The organism is Streptococcus oralis (assembly GCF_003944215.1).
GTDB lineage: Bacteria > Bacillota > Bacilli > Lactobacillales > Streptococcaceae > Streptococcus > Streptococcus oralis_BI.
This window is the reverse complement of the sequence record NZ_RJVZ01000010.1, coordinates 13,568-31,152: the sequence shown is the minus strand read 5'-3', so window position 1 is coordinate 31,152 and position 17,585 is coordinate 13,568. Positions and strand designations below refer to the sequence as shown.

The 17,585-nt window shown below is 43.4% G+C and carries 19 protein-coding genes; 15 read left to right on the top strand and 4 right to left on the bottom strand.

Annotated features, from left to right (window positions below):
- Window positions 1-13: 13 nt before the first annotated feature.
- Window positions 14-394, bottom strand: a complete 381-nt coding sequence (locus tag D8804_RS06765; RefSeq protein ID WP_125399254.1) for a MarR family winged helix-turn-helix transcriptional regulator — start codon at window positions 392-394, stop codon at window positions 14-16.
- Window positions 395-590: 196 nt separating this feature from the next.
- Here D8804_RS06765 and D8804_RS06760 point away from each other — a divergent pair, with 196 nt between their 5' ends.
- On the top strand, window positions 591-965 hold the full coding sequence (locus D8804_RS06760; protein ID WP_061452895.1) for a CidA/LrgA family protein: 375 nt from the start codon (window positions 591-593) through the stop codon (window positions 963-965).
- On the top strand, window positions 962-1,657 hold the full coding sequence (locus tag D8804_RS06755; protein ID WP_093586588.1) for an LrgB family protein: 696 nt from the start codon (window positions 962-964) through the stop codon (window positions 1,655-1,657). Before D8804_RS06760 ends, D8804_RS06755 begins: the two co-directional genes overlap by 4 nt.
- A 33-nt stretch (window positions 1,658-1,690) precedes the next feature.
- Here the strand turns inward: D8804_RS06755 and D8804_RS06750 are convergent, their stop codons facing one another.
- From D8804_RS06750 to D8804_RS06740, 3 genes are read right to left on the bottom strand one after another with little or no spacing between them, the layout of a single operon-like run.
- Window positions 1,691-2,425, bottom strand: coding sequence for a hypothetical protein (locus D8804_RS06750; RefSeq protein WP_125399253.1), 735 nt, complete (start codon window positions 2,423-2,425; stop codon window positions 1,691-1,693).
- Between the two features lie 15 nt (window positions 2,426-2,440).
- Window positions 2,441-3,136 carry an ABC transporter ATP-binding protein gene (locus tag D8804_RS06745; protein ID WP_125399252.1) on the bottom strand — a complete coding sequence of 232 codons (696 nt, stop codon included), beginning with the start codon at window positions 3,134-3,136 and terminating at the stop codon, window positions 2,441-2,443.
- Window positions 3,137-3,140: 4 nt separating this feature from the next.
- Window positions 3,141-3,506, bottom strand: coding sequence for a GntR family transcriptional regulator (locus D8804_RS06740; protein WP_125399251.1), 366 nt, complete (start codon window positions 3,504-3,506; stop codon window positions 3,141-3,143).
- 139 nt (window positions 3,507-3,645) lie between these two features.
- On the opposite strand from D8804_RS06740, the gene nrdR reads away from it, so the two are divergent.
- The 13 genes from nrdR to recG all read left to right on the top strand — a co-directional run bounded on the left by nrdR (window position 3,646) and on the right by recG (window position 17,287).
- Entirely contained in the window at window positions 3,646-4,119 is a 474-nt protein-coding gene (gene nrdR / locus D8804_RS06735) for a transcriptional regulator NrdR (RefSeq protein ID WP_001203676.1), read from the top strand.
- Window positions 4,120-5,283: a replication initiation and membrane attachment family protein gene (locus D8804_RS06730; RefSeq protein ID WP_125399250.1), complete on the top strand. Its 1,164-nt coding sequence runs from the start codon at window positions 4,120-4,122 to the stop codon at window positions 5,281-5,283.
- Window positions 5,284-6,180: a primosomal protein DnaI gene (gene dnaI / locus D8804_RS06725; protein WP_125399249.1), complete on the top strand. Its 897-nt coding sequence runs from the start codon at window positions 5,284-5,286 to the stop codon at window positions 6,178-6,180. It begins immediately after the preceding gene.
- Entirely contained in the window at window positions 6,177-6,890 is a 714-nt protein-coding gene (locus D8804_RS06720; protein ID WP_125399248.1) for an NADPH-dependent oxidoreductase, read from the top strand. Before dnaI ends, D8804_RS06720 begins: the two co-directional genes overlap by 4 nt.
- 13 nt (window positions 6,891-6,903) lie before the next feature.
- Window positions 6,904-8,214 (top strand): ribosome biogenesis GTPase Der, encoded by a 1,311-nt coding sequence (der, locus tag D8804_RS06715; protein ID WP_009730455.1) that lies wholly within the window; start codon window positions 6,904-6,906, stop codon window positions 8,212-8,214.
- Between the two features lie 72 nt (window positions 8,215-8,286).
- The gene (locus D8804_RS10280; protein ID WP_125399247.1) at window positions 8,287-8,625 is read left to right on the top strand and encodes a hypothetical protein; all 339 of its coding nucleotides are present in this window, start codon (window positions 8,287-8,289) and stop codon (window positions 8,623-8,625) included.
- 18 nt (window positions 8,626-8,643) lie between these two features.
- A complete protein-coding gene (locus D8804_RS10275; protein ID WP_125399246.1) occupies window positions 8,644-8,934 on the top strand; it encodes a hypothetical protein in 291 nt (96 codons plus the stop codon).
- A gap of 160 nt (window positions 8,935-9,094) precedes the next feature.
- On the top strand, window positions 9,095-11,608 hold the full coding sequence (gene secA, locus D8804_RS06700; RefSeq protein ID WP_125399245.1) for a preprotein translocase subunit SecA: 2,514 nt from the start codon (window positions 9,095-9,097) through the stop codon (window positions 11,606-11,608).
- A gap of 79 nt (window positions 11,609-11,687) precedes the next feature.
- Window positions 11,688-12,719 carry a 3-deoxy-7-phosphoheptulonate synthase gene (locus tag D8804_RS06695; protein WP_125399244.1) on the top strand — a complete coding sequence of 344 codons (1,032 nt, stop codon included), beginning with the start codon at window positions 11,688-11,690 and terminating at the stop codon, window positions 12,717-12,719.
- A 1-nt stretch (window position 12,720) separates the two neighbouring features.
- A complete protein-coding gene (locus D8804_RS06690; protein WP_125399243.1) occupies window positions 12,721-13,752 on the top strand; it encodes a 3-deoxy-7-phosphoheptulonate synthase in 1,032 nt (343 codons plus the stop codon).
- A 44-nt stretch (window positions 13,753-13,796) separates the two neighbouring features.
- Window positions 13,797-14,159: a holo-ACP synthase gene (gene acpS, locus D8804_RS06685; RefSeq protein ID WP_125399242.1), complete on the top strand. Its 363-nt coding sequence runs from the start codon at window positions 13,797-13,799 to the stop codon at window positions 14,157-14,159.
- Complete coding sequence (gene alr / locus D8804_RS06680) at window positions 14,149-15,252, top strand: alanine racemase (protein ID WP_125399241.1); 1,104 nt, start codon at window positions 14,149-14,151, stop codon at window positions 15,250-15,252. The genes acpS and alr overlap by 11 nt, the downstream gene beginning before the upstream one ends.
- Window positions 15,203-17,287 (top strand): ATP-dependent DNA helicase RecG, encoded by a 2,085-nt coding sequence (gene recG, locus D8804_RS06675; RefSeq protein ID WP_260472344.1) that lies wholly within the window; start codon window positions 15,203-15,205, stop codon window positions 17,285-17,287. Before alr ends, recG begins: the two co-directional genes overlap by 50 nt.
- Window positions 17,288-17,585 lie beyond the last annotated feature (298 nt).

Genomic DNA, 17,585 nt, shown 5'->3' with positions numbered 1-17,585 from the left:
TTTAAAAATCTGATTATGAAATGAAATCAAGACTCGTCTCCAATCTTTCTTCGACGGCTTTTTGCAAGTAAGCTAGAGTTGTCTGTCCCTCGTCAGTCAGGCAGATAAAACTAGCCCGTCTATCCTGATCGCAACACCGGCGACTAAGCAAACCGCAGTTTTTCTCTTCCAAGCGAGTAACCATTCGAGAAACAGCGCTCGGGCTGAGATGGAGTTTATCTGGTAAATCAATCTGCCGTAGAGATTTTTCTTGCGCTAGATTCAGATAGTAGAGCAGGTAAAACTCTTTTAAGTTCAGCCTTTGTTCACTCTGCTGGGCGATAGTTTCTTCTAACAAGGCTTCCATTTCCTTTTGACGGCGGTTGTAGTCAAACCATTTTTCTAAGTAGGTCATTGCTTTCTCCTTTCTTTTGAAGTATAGAATAGAAAAGTCATTACTGACTGTCTTTGCAACACAAGATGATTGCGCATGCAATGATTATACTACTTTTAGCTAATCCTTGCAAGAAAGAAAAATTTCGGTATTTCCTTGAAATTTCCTGAAAAAAGAGTAAACTGGTATGCAAGAATTCTATTTCAAGGAGTTTGAGATGAAGTTATATGTTCAATTAATGATTCTCTTTGTGATTTCTCTAATCGGTGAGGGAATCTCCAGTTTCTTTCATCTGCCCATCCCAGGCAGTATTATCGGCTTGATTATTCTTTTTCTAGCCCTGCAATTCAAGTGGCTGAGGACCAGACATGTCAACATGGTGGGGAATTTCTTGCTGGCCAATATGACCATTCTCTTTTTGCCGCCAGCAGTGGGTATCATGGAAAAGTTTGATGTGATTGCCCCCTATCTCTTGCCCATCGTCTTAATTGTCTTTTTTGCGGCTGTCATCAATATTATCCTCATCGCCCTAGTGGTTCAGTTCATCAAGAGACGATTTGAGGGAGATTATGAGAAAGGAGAAGCCAAATGAGTGAATTTGTATCCAATCCTCTGTTTGGGATTGCATTATCTATACTAGCTTATCTAGTGGGAATGTTGATTTACAGGCGTTTCCCCCATCCTTTGACAACGCCCTTGCTTTTGTCGGCAATTTTCATTATCATCCTTCTTAAGGTGACGGGTATTTCTTACCAAGATTACTACCAAGGTGGGGTTTATCTGAATAACTTAATAGTCCCATCGACCGTAGCTCTAGGGATTCCGCTTTATAAAAGTTTTCATCTGATGAAGCACCATGCTCGGAGTATTCTCTTTGGTAGTCTGCTAGCAGTAGTTGTCAATACTAGCTTCACTGCCATAGTGGCCAAAATCTTTGGCATGGACTTTTTCCTAGCCATTTCTCTCTTTCCCAAGTCAGTGACAACCGCCATGGCAGTGGGAATCACAGAAAAATTGCAAGGTTTGACGACTGTGACTTTGGTTGTCGTAGTGGCGACTGGGATCTTGACTAGTGTTATCGGGCCAACCCTTTTGAAGTGGTTGAAGATTGACGATCCAGTGGCTGTTGGACTTTCTCTTGGAGGGACAGGTCATGCTGTCGGAACGGGAACGGCCTTTCGATACGGCTCTGTAGCAGGCGCCATGGGTGGCTTGGCTATTGGTGTCACCGGTATTCTCTATGTCTTTGTTAGCCCCATCGTAGCCAGTTTGATATTGAGTTAAAGCAAAACCCAGCTCTTGTAAGCTGGGCGTTTTTTATTGCAAATTAACCTTATTTTTCAAGATATAGTAGGTTCCGAGGTAGTAGATAATTGCTAGAATGAAATCTTTGAGGATATCTGCGCTGATCAGGAGATTGAAATCATAATCCATTCGGAAGAAGATAGAAATATAGCCAATCACGATGTTAAGCACGATATAGGCTAAAATTCCTATAGCGGTACGATATTCGTTAAATAGTTGACCAATTGAGATGCAAAGGTAAATAGATAAAATCCAAGTAATTGAACCCACCAGAAGAGATAGGGCATAGAGCCAACCGTAACCGAGATAAGGAGAGATAAATCGATAGAGGAGTGGCAAATCTTTCACTACAGGGGTGAGTGAGAAGATAATAATGATACTCAAGATAAATACAATATAGCTTATGATTGACCAAATGAGAGCACCTAGTAATTTGGCGGTGATGATCTGGTGTTCAGAGACGGGCAGAGTCAATGTCAGATAGCCCTGACGATCGTAGACACTTCCCTTGAAGCGTCGAATGATTAAAAAGATTGTTGCAATCCAAAGAGTAACGCTGAGGCCACCAAAAACTAAGATCAGAAAGCCTAACAGATAGTAGGGATCATTACCATAGCTGGTGTAGGTCTGACTAATACCAGAAATGGATGCACCAATCAAAACCGAAATTGCAAGCACAGCACCATAGAGAGCTAGATACCATTTGTTAACATTTTTAAATTCATAGCGAACTAAATTCCAAAACATAATAATCTCCTTTGTCTAAGCTTTGAACTCCTGGCGGAAGAGTTGGTCAATCGACTCACCTGACTCGTAACGAATATCATCCACATTTCCTTGACGGACAACTTTTCCGTTATTGAGGAAGATGATTTCATCCAAGATTGGCTCAATATCTGAAATCAAGTGGGTAGAAATCAAGACAGTTGAAGTTGGTGAGTAGTTGTTGATGATGGTGTTCAAGATATAGTCACGAGCAGCTGGATCCACACCACCAATCGGTTCGTCGAGCACGTAGAGACGAGCTTCACGGCTCATAACGAGGATTAATTGAACCTTTTCCTTGTTCCCTTTCGACAATTTCTTGAGGCGACTGTTTTCATCAATGCCAAGATCTGCTAAAAGATGCTGAGCCCGCTCAAGATTGAAGTCTTGGTAGAAAGTTTTAAAGTAGGTCAGTGCTTCTTTGATTTTCATCTGTTCATTCAGATAAGTCGTGTCTGGTAGATAAGAGACAATGGCCTTGGTAGCAGGACTCGGGTCCATGTTGTTAATGAGGACACGTCCTTGGTCTAGTTGGAGAAGTCCGTTAATCAGCTTGATCAAGGTTGTTTTTCCAGATCCGTTTGGACCGAGAAGCCCGACGATTTTTCCAGCGGGAATCTCAAGGGAAACATTGTTAAGCGCTGCTGTAGCCCCATAGGATTTGGATACATTTTCAAATGCTAGTAATGTCATAATTTTACACTCCTTTGATGTATTCGCTAAGCACACTTGGCAGTTCTTCTTTTTGATAGCCAAATTGAAGCATACCCGTTACAAAGTTTTTCAGTTGCTCCTCAGATAGTTGCTTGCGAGTTTGGACAATTAAGTCCCGATCTTCTGTCACAAAGCGTCCGGTTGTACGCTTGCTGTAGACCAAGCCTTCACGCTCAAGATCAGACAAGGCACGTTGGATAGTATTGGGATTGACCCCAGCCTCACTTGCCAGTTCTCTCACGGTTGGGAGCTGTTGGTTGGGTTCCAGTTTATGAGAAACAATCTCGAGTTTGATTTTTTCCATAATCTGCAAATAGATGGGTTTTGTATTATCAAAAATCCAGGACATCATAGTCTCCTTTCTTTTTCTTTATTGTTCTAATTAAATAATACAATAAAACAAAAAACTTGTCAAGTAAAAATAAGAATTGTTTTGGGAATTGCTCAAAAAATGGTATAATGAAAAGAAAACGACAAGGAGGAGAAGCATGCGTTGTCCAAAATGTGGGGCTACTAAGTCTAGTGTTGTTGATAGTCGACAAGCCGAAGAAGGAAATACCATCCGTCGAAGACGTGAGTGCGATGAGTGTCAGCATCGTTTTACAACCTATGAACGAGTAGAAGAAAGAACACTGGTTGTCGTCAAGAAAGACGGTACGCGAGAGCAGTTTTCGAGAGATAAAATCTTTAATGGGATTATCCGCTCAGCCCAGAAACGCCCTGTTTCGAGTGACGAGATCGGCATGGTGGTCAATCGTATCGAGCAAAAACTCCGTAGTCGCAGTGAGAATGAGATCCAAAGTGAATATATTGGATCTTTAGTCATGGAAGAATTGGCGGAGCTGGATGAGATTACCTATGTTCGTTTTGCCAGCGTTTACCGTAGTTTTAAGGATGTGAGTGAGTTGGAGAGTCTGCTCCAGCAGATCACCCAGTCCTCTAAAAAGAAAAAGGAAAAATAAATGAAGCCAAATGACCGTTTTTCTTTTCTAAAGAATAATCGGGTGTCGCAAGATACCTCTTCTCTGGTGCAGTGCTACCTCCCGATTATCGGTCAGGAGGCGCTGAGTCTCTATCTATATACCATTACCTTTTGGGATGGTGGACAAAAGGAACACCTCTTTTCCCATATTCTCAACCATTTGAACTTTGGCATGCCGACCTTGCTCCAATCCTTTAAAATCTTATCTGCTTTGGATTTGTTGACCCTTTATCAGAAAGGGGAGGTCTATGAATTACAGCTTCATTCACCCCTAACTAGTCAGGATTTTTTAAGTCATTCTGTCTATAGTAGATTATTAGAGAAAAAGATTGGTGATGTAGCTGTTTCTGCTATGAAACAGGCACCAAGTGAGGGAGAAGCACTCTCTGTTCCTTTGAGCCAAGTATTTCCAAATCTGACCGAAGAAGTGACTCCAACCGAGTCTAAAAGCAAGTTAAAAAACGATTTTGATTTGGAACATTTTCAGCGCCTGATGGCTCGAGATGGTTTGCGTTTTGAAAATGAGCAGGCAGATGTTTTGGAACTGTTTGCCATCGCAGATGAAAAAAAATGGACCTGGTTTGAAACCTATCAATTAGCCAAGGCGACAGCTGTGGCTCCGGTTATTTCAGTCAAACGCATGCGTGAAAAAATTGCGCAAAAGCAGGTTTCTTCTGACTTTAGCCCCAAAGAAATGACCATTATCAGGGAAGCCAAAAATAAAACTCCCCTACAATTTTTAGCGGAAATCAAGCAGACTCGTAAGGGGAACATCACCCAGAGTGAGCGAGGACTCCTTCACCAGATGGCATCTTTAGGCTTGTTGGATGAAGTCATCAATATCGTCTTGCTTTTAACCTTTAACAAGGTTGATTCGGCCAATGTCAATGAAAAATACGCTATGAAAGTCGCAAACGACTATGCCTATCGCAAGATTCGGACAGCAGAGGAAGCCGTGCTTCGGATTCGAGAGCGTCAGCAAAAAGGTCAGGAAGACCAGAAATCGAAAACTAGCTCGACTAAAACAAATGTTCCTAAGTGGAGCAATCCAGAGTACAAGAATCAAACCAGTGAGGAAACTCGTCTGGAACTAGAACGCAAAAAACAAGAAATGTTAGCCCGATTAGAAGAAGGAGGAGACTAGATGGAAAGTGTTGGTGATGTAATCAAACGTCAGACAAGTCGTTTTCAGTACCAGGACTTGGTCCAGCAGATCATGAAGGACCCCGATGTAGCGGCTTTTATCCAGAAAGAATCTCTCAGCCCAGAGGAGTTAAATCGTAGCATTTCCAAGTTCAACCAATATATCACAGAACGGGACAAGTTTCTTCGTGGGGATGCGGACTATATAGCGCGTGGCTACAAGCCTATCTTGGTCATGAATCACGGCTATGCAGATGTATCTTATGAAGAAACACCAGAACTAATCGCGGCTGAAAAAGAGGCGGCAATCAAAAATCGTCTCAAGTTGATTAATCTACCAGCAAGTCTCAAAAAAGCGAAGTTGGCTCAGATTGACCTAGATGATCTAGGTCGTTTGCCGATTTTTGAGAGACTCTATGCCTTTGTTGATCTTTACCCAAACATCCGAAAAGGTCTCTATCTTTACGGAGATTTTGGTGTTGGTAAGAGCTTTATGATGGCAGCCTTAGCTCATGACCTATCTGAAAAACGTGGGGCCTCAACAACTATTCTCCACTATCCCAGTTTTGTCATTGATGTGAAAAATGCCATCGGTGAAGGATCTGTGAAGGCCTTGGTGGATGAGATCAAGCTAGCAGAGGTTCTAATCTTGGATGATATTGGTGCAGAGCAGTCGACCCCTTGGGTGCGTGATGAGATTCTCCAAGTTATTCTCCAGTATCGCATGCAGGAAGATTTGCCGACCTTCTTTACTTCCAACTTTAATTTCCAAGATTTGGAAAAACATTTTGCCAAAGGAAAGAATGGAAATGATGAGACTTGGGAAGCTAGACGGGTTATGGAGCGAATCCGTTATTTGGCTGAGGAGACAAGACTAGAAGGAGAAAATCGCCGATGACAGAAACTATTAAACTGATGAAAGCTCATACTTCAGTTCGTCGTTTTAAGGAGCAAGAAATTCCTCAGGCAGACTTGGAAGAGATTTTGACTGCTGGACAAATGGCGTCATCTTGGAAAAATTTCCAATCCTACTCTGTGATTCTTGTGCGCAGTCAAGAGAAGAAAGATGCCTTATATGAATTAGTTCCTCAGGAAGCCATTCGCCAGTCAGCTGCCTTTTTGCTCTTTGTCGGTGACTTGAACCGAGCTGAAAAGGGAGCAAGCCTTCATACGGACACTTTCCAACCTCAAGGAGTGGAAGGTCTCCTTATCACGTCTGTGGATGCTGCGCTTGCGGGGCAAAATACCTTGCTTGCGGCTGAGAGTCTGGGATATGGTGGTGTTATTATCGGTTTGGTCCGTTATAAGTCAGAAGAAGTTGCAGTGCTTTTTAACCTGCCTGACTATACCTACCCTGTTTTTGGGATTGCCCTTGGCGTGCCAAATCAACAACATGAGGTCAAACCAAGACTACCTTTGAACCAAGTGGTATTTGAGGAAGAATACCAAGAACAGCCAGTTGAAGCGATTTTGGACTATGATAAAGTTCAGGCGGACTATGCTGGTACGCGTGCGACGACCTCTTGGAGTCAGCGTTTAGCAGAGCAGTTTGGTCAAGCCGAACCTAGTTCAACTCGGAAAAATCTGGAACAGAAAAAGTTATTGTAGAAAGTGAGAAAACATGGCCTTACCAACTATTGCCATTGTGGGACGTCCCAATGTTGGGAAATCTACCCTATTTAATCGGATCGCTGGTGAGCGAATCTCAATCGTAGAAGATGTCGAGGGTGTGACACGTGACCGTATCTATGCAACGGGTGAGTGGCTCAATCGTTCCTTTAGTATGATTGATACGGGAGGGATTGACGATGTCGATGCTCCCTTTATGGAGCAAATCAAGCACCAGGCAGAAATTGCCATGGAAGAAGCAGATGTCATCGTCTTTGTGGTGTCTGGGAAAGAAGGAATCACGGATGCGGACGAGTACGTAGCTCGTAAACTTTATAAGACCCATAAACCTGTTATCCTAGCGGTTAACAAGGTTGACAACCCTGAAATGCGAAATGATATTTTTGATTTCTATGCGCTAGGATTGGGCGAACCGTTGCCAATTTCGTCTGTCCACGGTATCGGTACGGGTGATGTGCTGGATGCCATTGTGGAAAATCTACCACACGAAGTCGAAGAAGAAAATCCAGACGTGATTAAATTTAGCTTGATTGGCCGTCCTAACGTTGGAAAATCAAGTTTGATTAACGCCATTTTGGGAGAAGACCGCGTGATTGCTAGTCCAGTAGCTGGAACAACGCGCGATGCCATTGATACCCATTTTACAGATGCTGATGGACAAGAGTTTACCATGATTGATACAGCTGGTATGCGTAAGTCTGGTAAAGTCTACGAAAATACGGAGAAATACTCTGTCATGCGTGCTATGCGTGCCATTGACCGTTCAGATGTAGTATTGATGGTTCTCAATGCCGAAGAAGGTATTCGCGAGTATGACAAACGCATCGCAGGTTTTGCCCATGAAGCCGGTAAAGGAATGATCATCGTGGTCAACAAGTGGGATACTCTTGAGAAAGACAACCATACCATGAAGAACTGGGAAGAAGACATCCGTGAGCAGTTCCAATACCTGCCTTATGCACCGATTGTCTTTGTATCAGCTTTGACCAAGCAACGTCTCCACAAACTGCCTGAGATGATCAAGCAAATCAGTGAGAGTCAAAACACACGTATCCCATCAGCTGTCTTGAACGATGTCATTATGGATGCCATTGCTATCAATCCAACACCGACAGACAAAGGGAAACGCCTCAAGATTTTCTACGCGACCCAAGTGGCAACCAAGCCACCAACCTTTGTCATCTTTGTCAACGAAGAAGAACTCATGCACTTCTCTTACCTGCGTTTCTTGGAAAATCAAATCCGCAAGGCCTTTGTTTTTGAAGGAACCCCGATTCACTTGATCGCAAGAAAGCGGAAATAAACAAGCAAGATCTGGGAAGTCTTTTCCAGATCTTTTTGATATAATATAATAAAAATAGTCTTGGAGGAAGCCATGATGGAAAGATTATTGCAGCTATTGGTTTTGTCACCTTACTTTTATTTTTTCCATTGGATTGAGAAGGCGGATAAAGACAGTAAATATTTTGTGTTTTTCTATTACTTTTATTGGATTTATCTCCCTTTGTGGGCTTTGTTTAGTATCGCTTTTACAATTTTTTCATTTTTAATTTTCAATTTTGTCTTGAAAAATTCTACGGATCTAACAAGGTGGGGGATTTGGGTTTTTTTGGTTTTTTTATCTCTAGTGAATGACTGGAAAATATATGCCTGTTTAAAGAGAATGTTCAAGCTGAAACAAGAGAACAAAACGAGGACATCCATCAATAGCTAAAGTTTAGAGGAGGTTCCGATGTTCAAAATAAAGCAGTTCATTCATCAATACTATAAAACCTACATTCTTACGATTTGCTTGTTGTGGCTGCTGGTCTTGTGTCTTCCATGGGATTTGCAAATAGGAGGAGTTTCGGTTTATTTCTTCATCATGAAAAAGCTCTTTGTTTTCCTTGGTGTATTGGCAATCCTTTTCTCGGCGCTGACTAAAAGGATGAGTCTCTTCCTCTTTGGAGTGATCTTTTGTATGGCCTTCTGGATCAATCTTTTCCTGATTTTTGGAATTTTGCCAGCTCTGCTTGGCAATTAAATATTTGTGTGAAATGTAGTCCATAAAAAGCTAAGAGACTGACCTAGAAGTTAGCCTCTTTTCCCTGTTGAAACGCGGATTCTTTCTTGAAAATTAAGAGCAAATGTGCTAGAATTAAAAGAACATTCTAAAATATTCAGAATCTAAAGTAAGGAAAATAATGGCTAATATTTTAAAAACGATTATCGAAAATGATAAAGGAGAACTTCGTCGTCTGGAAAAGATGGCAGACAAGGTTCTCAAATATGAAGATCAGATGGCAGCCTTGACGGATGACCAGCTAAAAGCAAAAACAGATGAATTTAAGGAACGTTACAACAAGGGTGAATCGCTGGATTCATTGCTCTATGAGGCTTTTGCGGTAGTACGTGAAGCTGCCAAGCGTGTTCTTGGACTTTTCCCATATAAAGTGCAGGTCATGGGTGGGATTGTCCTCCACCATGGAGATGTGCCAGAAATGCGTACTGGTGAAGGGAAAACCTTGACTGCGACCATGCCTGTATACCTCAATGCCCTTGCAGGTGAAGGGGTTCACGTAGTAACGGTCAACGAGTATCTAACCGAACGTGATGCGACTGAGATGGGTGAATTGTACTCATGGCTTGGTTTATCAGTAGGGATTAACTTGGCTGCGAAGTCACCAATGGAGAAGAAAGAAGCCTATCTCTGTGATATTACCTATTCGACTAACTCAGAAATTGGTTTCGACTACCTTCGTGACAACATGGTTGTTCGGGCAGAGAACATGGTACAGCGTCCGCTCAACTATGCCTTGGTCGATGAGGTTGACTCGATCTTGATTGATGAGGCTCGTACTCCTTTAATCGTTTCAGGGGCCAATGCTGTGGAAACTAGTCAGCTGTATCATATGGCGGATCACTTTGTCAAATCTTTGGACAAAGATGACTATATCATTGACATCCAGTCTAAGACTATTGGTTTGTCTGATTCAGGGATTGACAAGGCTGAAGCCTACTTCAAACTGGAAAATCTCTACGATATTGAAAATGTGGCTCTTACTCACTTTATCGACAATGCCCTCCGTGCCAACTACATTATGATTCTCGATATTGACTATGTGGTTAGCGAAGAGCAGGAAATCCTGATTGTCGATCAATTTACAGGTCGTACCATGGAAGGTCGTCGTTACTCTGACGGCTTGCACCAAGCGATTGAAGCCAAGGAAGGTGTGCCAATCCAAGATGAAACCAAGACTTCAGCTTCTATTACCTACCAAAACCTCTTCCGTATGTATAAGAAATTGGCAGGTATGACGGGTACTGGTAAAACAGAAGAAGAAGAATTCCGCGAAATCTACAACATTCGTGTCATCCCAATCCCAACCAACCGTCCAATCCAACGTATCGACCACTCAGACCTTCTCTATGCAAGTCTTGATGCAAAATTCAAGGCTGTAGTTGAAGATGTGAAGGCACGTTATCAAAAAGGTCAGCCAGTCTTGGTAGGTACGGTTGCCGTTGAAACCAGTGATTTTCTTTCTAAGAAATTGGTCGAAGCAGGTGTTCCTCACGAAGTCTTGAATGCGAAAAACCACTACAGAGAAGCGCAAATCATCATGAATGCTGGTCAACGTGGTGCAGTTACCATCGCTACCAATATGGCCGGTCGTGGTACTGACATCAAGCTTGGTGAAGGGGTTCGTGAACTTGGTGGACTTTGCGTCATTGGTACAGAACGCCACGAAAGTCGCCGTATTGATAATCAGCTTCGTGGACGTTCAGGACGTCAAGGAGACCCAGGTGAGTCACAATTCTACTTGTCTCTTGAAGATGATTTGATGAAACGTTTCGGTTCAGAACGTTTGAAAGGTATCTTTGAACGTCTCAATATGTCTGATGAAGCCATCGAATCTCGTATGTTAACGCGTCAGGTTGAAGCAGCTCAAAAACGTGTCGAAGGAAACAACTATGATACCCGTAAACAAGTTCTTCAATACGACGATGTTATGCGTGAACAACGTGAAATCATCTATGCACAACGTTATGATGTCATCACGGCAGATCGTGACTTGGCACCTGAGATCCATGCTATGATTCGTCGTACCATTGGACGAATCGTAGATGCGCATGCTCGTTCTAAGGAAGATGAAAAACTAGAAGCAATCTTGAACTTTGCTAAGTACAACTTGCTTCCAGAAGATTCAATCAGCCGTTCAGATCTTGCAGGCTTGTCAGATCAAGCCATCAAAGATGAACTGTATCAACGTGCATTGAAGGTTTATGATAGCCAAGTTGCTAAACTTCGTGATGAAGATGCAGTGAAAGAGTTCCAAAAGGTTCTGATTCTACGTGTTGTAGACAACAAGTGGACAGACCATATCGATGCTCTTGACCAGTTGCGAAATGCTGTTGGTCTTCGTGGATATGCTCAAAACAACCCGGTTGTAGAATATCAAGCAGAAGGTTTCCGCATGTTTAACGACATGATCGGATCGATTGAGTTCGATGTAACCCGCTTGATGATGAAAGCACAAATCCATGAACAAGAACGTCCTCAAACTGAACACAATATCAGTACAACTGCGACTCGTAATATCGCAGCGCAGCAGACTCATCTTCCAGCAGATGTGGACTTGAGCCAAATTGGACGAAACGATCAATGCCCATGTGGATCAGGTAAGAAATTCAAGAACTGTCATGGTAAGAGACAATAATATGAGATAAGATACAGGCGGATACCTGGTGAAAATACATTTTTACTTGGTGTCCGTTTGCTTTATAAGGAGATGAATCATGGTATTTACAGCTAAAAGTCCTAAAATTAACATTGAAGAAGTTCGCGCCTTGTCTAAATTAGAGGGAGCGGCTCTTGCGAGAAAAAATCAACGTGATCAGGAATTGGAAGCCATCATCCGTGGGGAAGACCAGCGTATTCTCTTGGTGATTGGACCGTGTTCATCTGATAATGAAGAGGCGGTTCTCGAGTATGCCAAGCGTCTATCTGCTTTGCAAGAAGAGGTCAAAGACCGTATTTTTATGGTCATGCGTGTCTATACGGCTAAACCTCGTACCAATGGAGATGGCTATAAGGGCTTGATTCATCAACCAAATGCGACAGAAGCTCCTAGCTTGATCAATGGGATTAAGGCTGTTCGCCAGCTACACTACCGTGTGATTACGGAGACAGGCATGACAACAGCTGATGAGATGCTTTATCCTGAAAATCTTCCGCTAGTGGATGATTTGATTTCTTATATGGCTGTTGGGGCTCGTTCAGTTGAGGACCAGCAACACCGTTTTGTAGCGAGTGGAGCAGGGTTTTCGACAGGTTTTAAAAATCCAACATCTGGAAATCTCAATGTTATGTTTAACGGGATTTATGCAGCGCAAAATAAACAGAGTTTCCTTTTCCTCGGTAAAGAGGTGGAAACAACGGGGAATCCATTGTCCCACGCCATTCTTCGCGGTGCCTTGAATGAATATGGGAAAAATATTCCTAACTACTACTATGACAATTTGATGGATACCATTGCCCAGTATGAAAAGATGAGCTTGGAAAATCCCTTTATCATCATCGATACCAATCATGACAATTCGGGCAAGCAGTACATGGATCAAATCCGTATCGTTCGTCAGACCTTGATTAACCGTGACTGGAATGAGAAGATCAAGAAATACGTTCGTGGTTTTATGATTGAGTCCTATCTAGAAGATGGACGTCAAAATGAGCCAGAAGTTTTTGGTAAGTCCATTACAGATCCGTGTCTCGGCTGGAACAATACTGAAGCACTTGTTCGCGAAATCTACCAAACGCTAGGAGAATAAGATGGCATTTATCGAAAAAGGTCAAGAAATTGATATTGAAGCAATCAAGGCTGCGACCCAGTTGTCACCTGAAGCCTTGCGAAAAAAAGAAGCCCGCGATAGAGAGCTGGCAGCCATCATCTCAGGCGAGGATGACCGAATCCTTTTGGTGATGGGGCCTTGCTCTTCGGACAATGAAGAAGCAGTGCTTGAATATGCTCGTTGCTTAGCAGACTTGCAGAAAAAAGTTGCGGATAAAATCTTTATCGTGATGCGTGTCTATACGGCTAAACCTCGTACCAATGGAGATGGCTATAAGGGCATGATCCATCAGCCAAATACCAGCGAAGCGCCTAGTCTCATCAATGGTTTGCAAGCTGTTCGTCAGCTTCACTACCGTGTGATTACCGAAACGGGCTTGACAACAGCTGATGAGATGCTTTATCCGTCAAATCTCGTTTTGGTTGATGACCTGGTCAGCTACCATGCTGTAGGGGCTCGCTCAGTGGAAGACCAGGAACACCGCTTTGTAGCCTCTGGGATTGATGCTCCAGTTGGGATGAAAAATCCAACATCTGGAAATCTCGGGGTCATGTTTAATGCCATCTATGCGGCTCAAAATAAGCAAACCTTCCTTTACCATGGCCAAGAAGTGGAAACTTCAGGAAATCCTTTGGCCCACGTTATTCTTCGTGGTGCCATGAACGAATATGGTAAAAATGAACCCAATTTCTACTATGAAACCCTCTTAAATGCCATCAATAGCTATGAGACCATGGGACTTGAAAATCCCTTTATTATCATCGATACCAATCATGACAATTCAGGCAAGCAGTATATGGAACAAATTCGCATTATTCGTCAAGCCTTGCTGAATCGTGACTGGAATGAGAAAATCAAAAAGACGGTTCGAGGCTTTATGATCGAATCTTACCTAGCAGACGGTCGCCAAAATCAACCAGAGGTCTTTGGTTGCTCCATAACTGACCCTTGTCTAGGTTGGGAAAATACAGAGGCTTTGGTAGAAGAAATCTATGCTACCTTGACAAAATAAGTGAAAAGGATGGAGTTGGGGAATCTCAACTCCTTTTGATGAGAATGATAGTTGGACACGGAATTGACATCGAAGAATTGGCTTCGATAGAAAATGCAGTTACACGACGTGAGGGCTTTGCCAAGCGCGTGCTGACCCCTAAAGAAATGGAGCGTTTTGCCAGTCTCAAAGGGCGTAGACAGATCGAATACTTGGCAGGTCGCTGGTCAGCTAAGGAGGCCTTTTCCAAGGCTATGGGAACTGGTATTGGTAAACTGACCTTTCAGGATTTGGAAGTTTTGAACAATGAAATTGGGGCACCTTATTTTAGTCAGTCACCATTTTTAGGAAAGATTTGGCTATCCATCAGCCATACAGATCAGTTTGTGACAGCCAGTGTCATTTTGGAGGAAAATCATGAAAGCTAGTCCACATAGACCAACCAAGGCTCTGATATATCTGGGAGCCATTCGACAAAATATCCAGCAAATGGGGGCTCATATCCCTGAAGGAACGCTCAAGTGGGCAGTGGTCAAGGCCAATGCTTATGGTCATGGGGCTGTTGCCGTTTCCAAGGCTATTCAGGATGATGTTGATGGATTTTGCGTTTCCAATATTGATGAAGCCATCGAACTTCGTCAGGCTGGACTTAGTAAGAAAATCCTCATTTTAGGAGTTTCTGAGCTAGAAGCTGTTGCTCTAGCTAAAGAATACGACATCACCTTGACAGTGGCAGGATTGGAGTGGATTCAAACACTCTTATCTAGGGAGGCAGACCTAGCAGGCTTAACGATTCACCTCAAGATTGATTCAGGAATGGGACGGATTGGTTTTAGAGAGGCCAGTGAAGCTGATCTGGCTCAAGACTTGCTCAAGAAAAAGGGTGCTCGCGTTGAAGGAATTTTTACCCACTTTGCGACTGCAGATGAGGAATCAGATACCTACTTTAATCAGCAGTTAGAATGCTTTAAAGCTATTTTGGCAAGTATGAAGGAAGTTCCAGAGCTGGTTCATGCCAGCAACTCAGCAACGACCCTCTGGCATGCAGAGACTATTTTCAATGCGGTTCGTATGGGAGATTCCATGTATGGTCTCAATCCAAGTGGAGAAGTTTTGGACTTGCCTTATGACTTGACTCCAGCCTTGACCTTGGAGTCTGCTCTGGTTCATGTCAAGACAGTTCCAGCTGGAGCTTGCATGGGCTATGGAGCCACCTATCAGGCGGATAGCGAGCAAGTCATCGCGACCGTGCCAATCGGCTATGCGGATGGCTGGACACGAGATATGCAAAATTTCACTGTCTTGGTAGATGGACAAGCTTGCCCAATCGTCGGACGAGTATCTATGGATCAAATCACTATTCGGCTGCCTAAGGTTTACCCACTAGGAACAAAAGTAACCCTAATCGGCACAAACGGTGGCAAGGAAATCACAGCAACTCAGGTAGCTATCTACCGCGGAACCATTAACTATGAGGTGGTTTGCCTCCTCAGCGATCGTATTCCGAGAGAATATTATTAAAAAAAGAAAGGAGTGGAGCATGAATCTACATCAACCCTTGCATGTCTTGCCTGGTGTGGGACCAAAGTCAGCCGAGAAATACGCCAAACTAGGAATTGAAAACTTGCAAGACCTCTTGCTCTACTTTCCTTTCCGTTACGAAGACTTCAAGACCAAGCAGGTATTGGAATTGGAAGATGGGGAGAAGGCGGTTCTGTCTGGTCAGGTAGTCACTCCTGCCAGTGTCCAGTATTATGGTTTCAAGCGCAATCGCCTGCGTTTTAGTCTCAAGCAGGGAGAAGTCGTTTTTGCGGTGAATTTCTTTAACCAGTCCTATCTGGCTGATAAGATAGAGTTGGGAGCAACCCTTGCCGTTTTTGGGAAATGGGATCGTGCCAAGGCTAGTCTTACTGGGATGAAGGTTCTAGCTCAGGTGGAAGATGACCTCCAGCCTGTCTATCGTCTGGCTCAGGGAATCAGTCAGTCAGGGCTGGTCAAGGTCATTAAGACAGCCTTTGATCAGGGGTTGGACCTCTTGATAGAGGAAAATCTTCCCCAGTCTTTGCTGGACAAATACAAACTCATGTCCCGTTGTCAGGCCGTTCGTGCCATGCATTTTCCTAAGGATCTAGCAGAATACAAGCAGGCACTTCGTCGGATCAAGTTTGAGGAACTCTTTTACTTCCAAATGCAGTTGCAGACGCTCAAGTCTGAAAATAGAGTTCAGGGAAGCGGTCTGGTTCTGAACTGGTCTCAGGAAAAAGTAACGGCTGTCAAAGAAAATCTGCCTTTTGCTCTGACCTCAGCTCAGGAAAAGAGTTTGTGGGAAATATTGACCGACATGAAGTCGGACCACCACATGAATCGCCTCCTACAAGGGGATGTAGGGAGCGGAAAAACGGTGGTCGCTGGCTTGGCTATGTTTGCGGCGGTGACGGCTGGGTACCAGGCTGCCCTCATGGTACCGACCGAAATCCTTGCTGAACAACATTTTGAAAGTCTACAGAGTCTTTTTCCAGACTTGAAACTCGCTCTCTTGACAGGTTCCTTAAAAGCTGCAGAAAAAAGAGATATCTTGGAGACCATAGCAAAGGGTGAGGCCGATTTGATTATCGGGACTCATGCTCTGATACAAGATGGGGTTGATTATGCACGTCTTGGTTTGATTATCATCGATGAGCAGCACCGTTTTGGCGTAGGGCAAAGGCGTATTTTACGGGAAAAAGGGGACAACCCAGACGTTCTCATGATGACAGCGACGCCGATACCAAGAACGCTGGCTATCACAGCCTTTGGTGATATGGATGTGTCCATTATCGACCAGATGCCAGCGGGTCGGAAACCCATTGTGACACGTTGGATCAAACATGAGCAACTACCTCAGGTGCTGACTTGGTTAGAGGGAGAAATTCAAAAGGGTTCTCAAGCCTACGTCATCTCTCCTTTGATTGAAGAATCTGAAGCTCTGGATCTGAAAAATGCCATTGCCTTATCAGAAGAGTTGACAGCTCATTTTGCTGGCAAGGCAGAAGTGGCTCTTTTACATGGTAAGATGAAGAGTGACGAAAAAGACCAGATCATGCAAGAGTTCAAAGAGCGAAAAACGGATATTCTGGTTTCGACAACGGTTATTGAGGTTGGGGTTAATGTTCCCAATGCGACCGTCATGATTATCATGGATGCCGACCGGTTCGGTCTCAGTCAGCTTCACCAGCTCAGAGGTCGTGTGGGTCGGGGTGACAAGCAGTCCTATGCTGTTCTTGTGGCTAATCCCAAGACTGAGTCAGGGAAAGACCGTATGCGCATCATGACAGAAACGACTAATGGTTTTGTCCTTGCGGAGGAAGATTTGAAAATGCGCGGTTCTGGTGAGATTTTTGGAACCAGACAGTCTGGGTTACCAGAGTTCCAAGTGGCTGATATTATCGAAGACTTTCCGATTTTAGAAGAAGCCAGAAAAGTTGCCAGCTACATTAGTTCTATGGAAGGTTGGAAAGAGGATCCAGAATGGCATATGATCGCTCTCCACCTAGAAAAAAGAGAACATCTGGATTAAGCTTTTTCTAAGAAATTTATAAGCTAGCTTTTAGGTTTGGGTTTTATACTAGAGTCATCAAAAAGAAAAGAGGACTCTCACATGACTATTAAAGTAACCTACCAAAAGAAATTCCAAACCGTCAAACAAGAGAAAGGAGCTAGCACTTATTGATAAACAAAGAGCGGAAACGCTCTTTTTGTTTTAAAACTACTTTCAGACGATAGGTTTGAGGAAAGAGAATCTAAATTCACTTTCTGTTTACCGTTCTTTCTTGCATTGCTTTCCTAGATATGCTACAGTTGTGATAGCGATTACA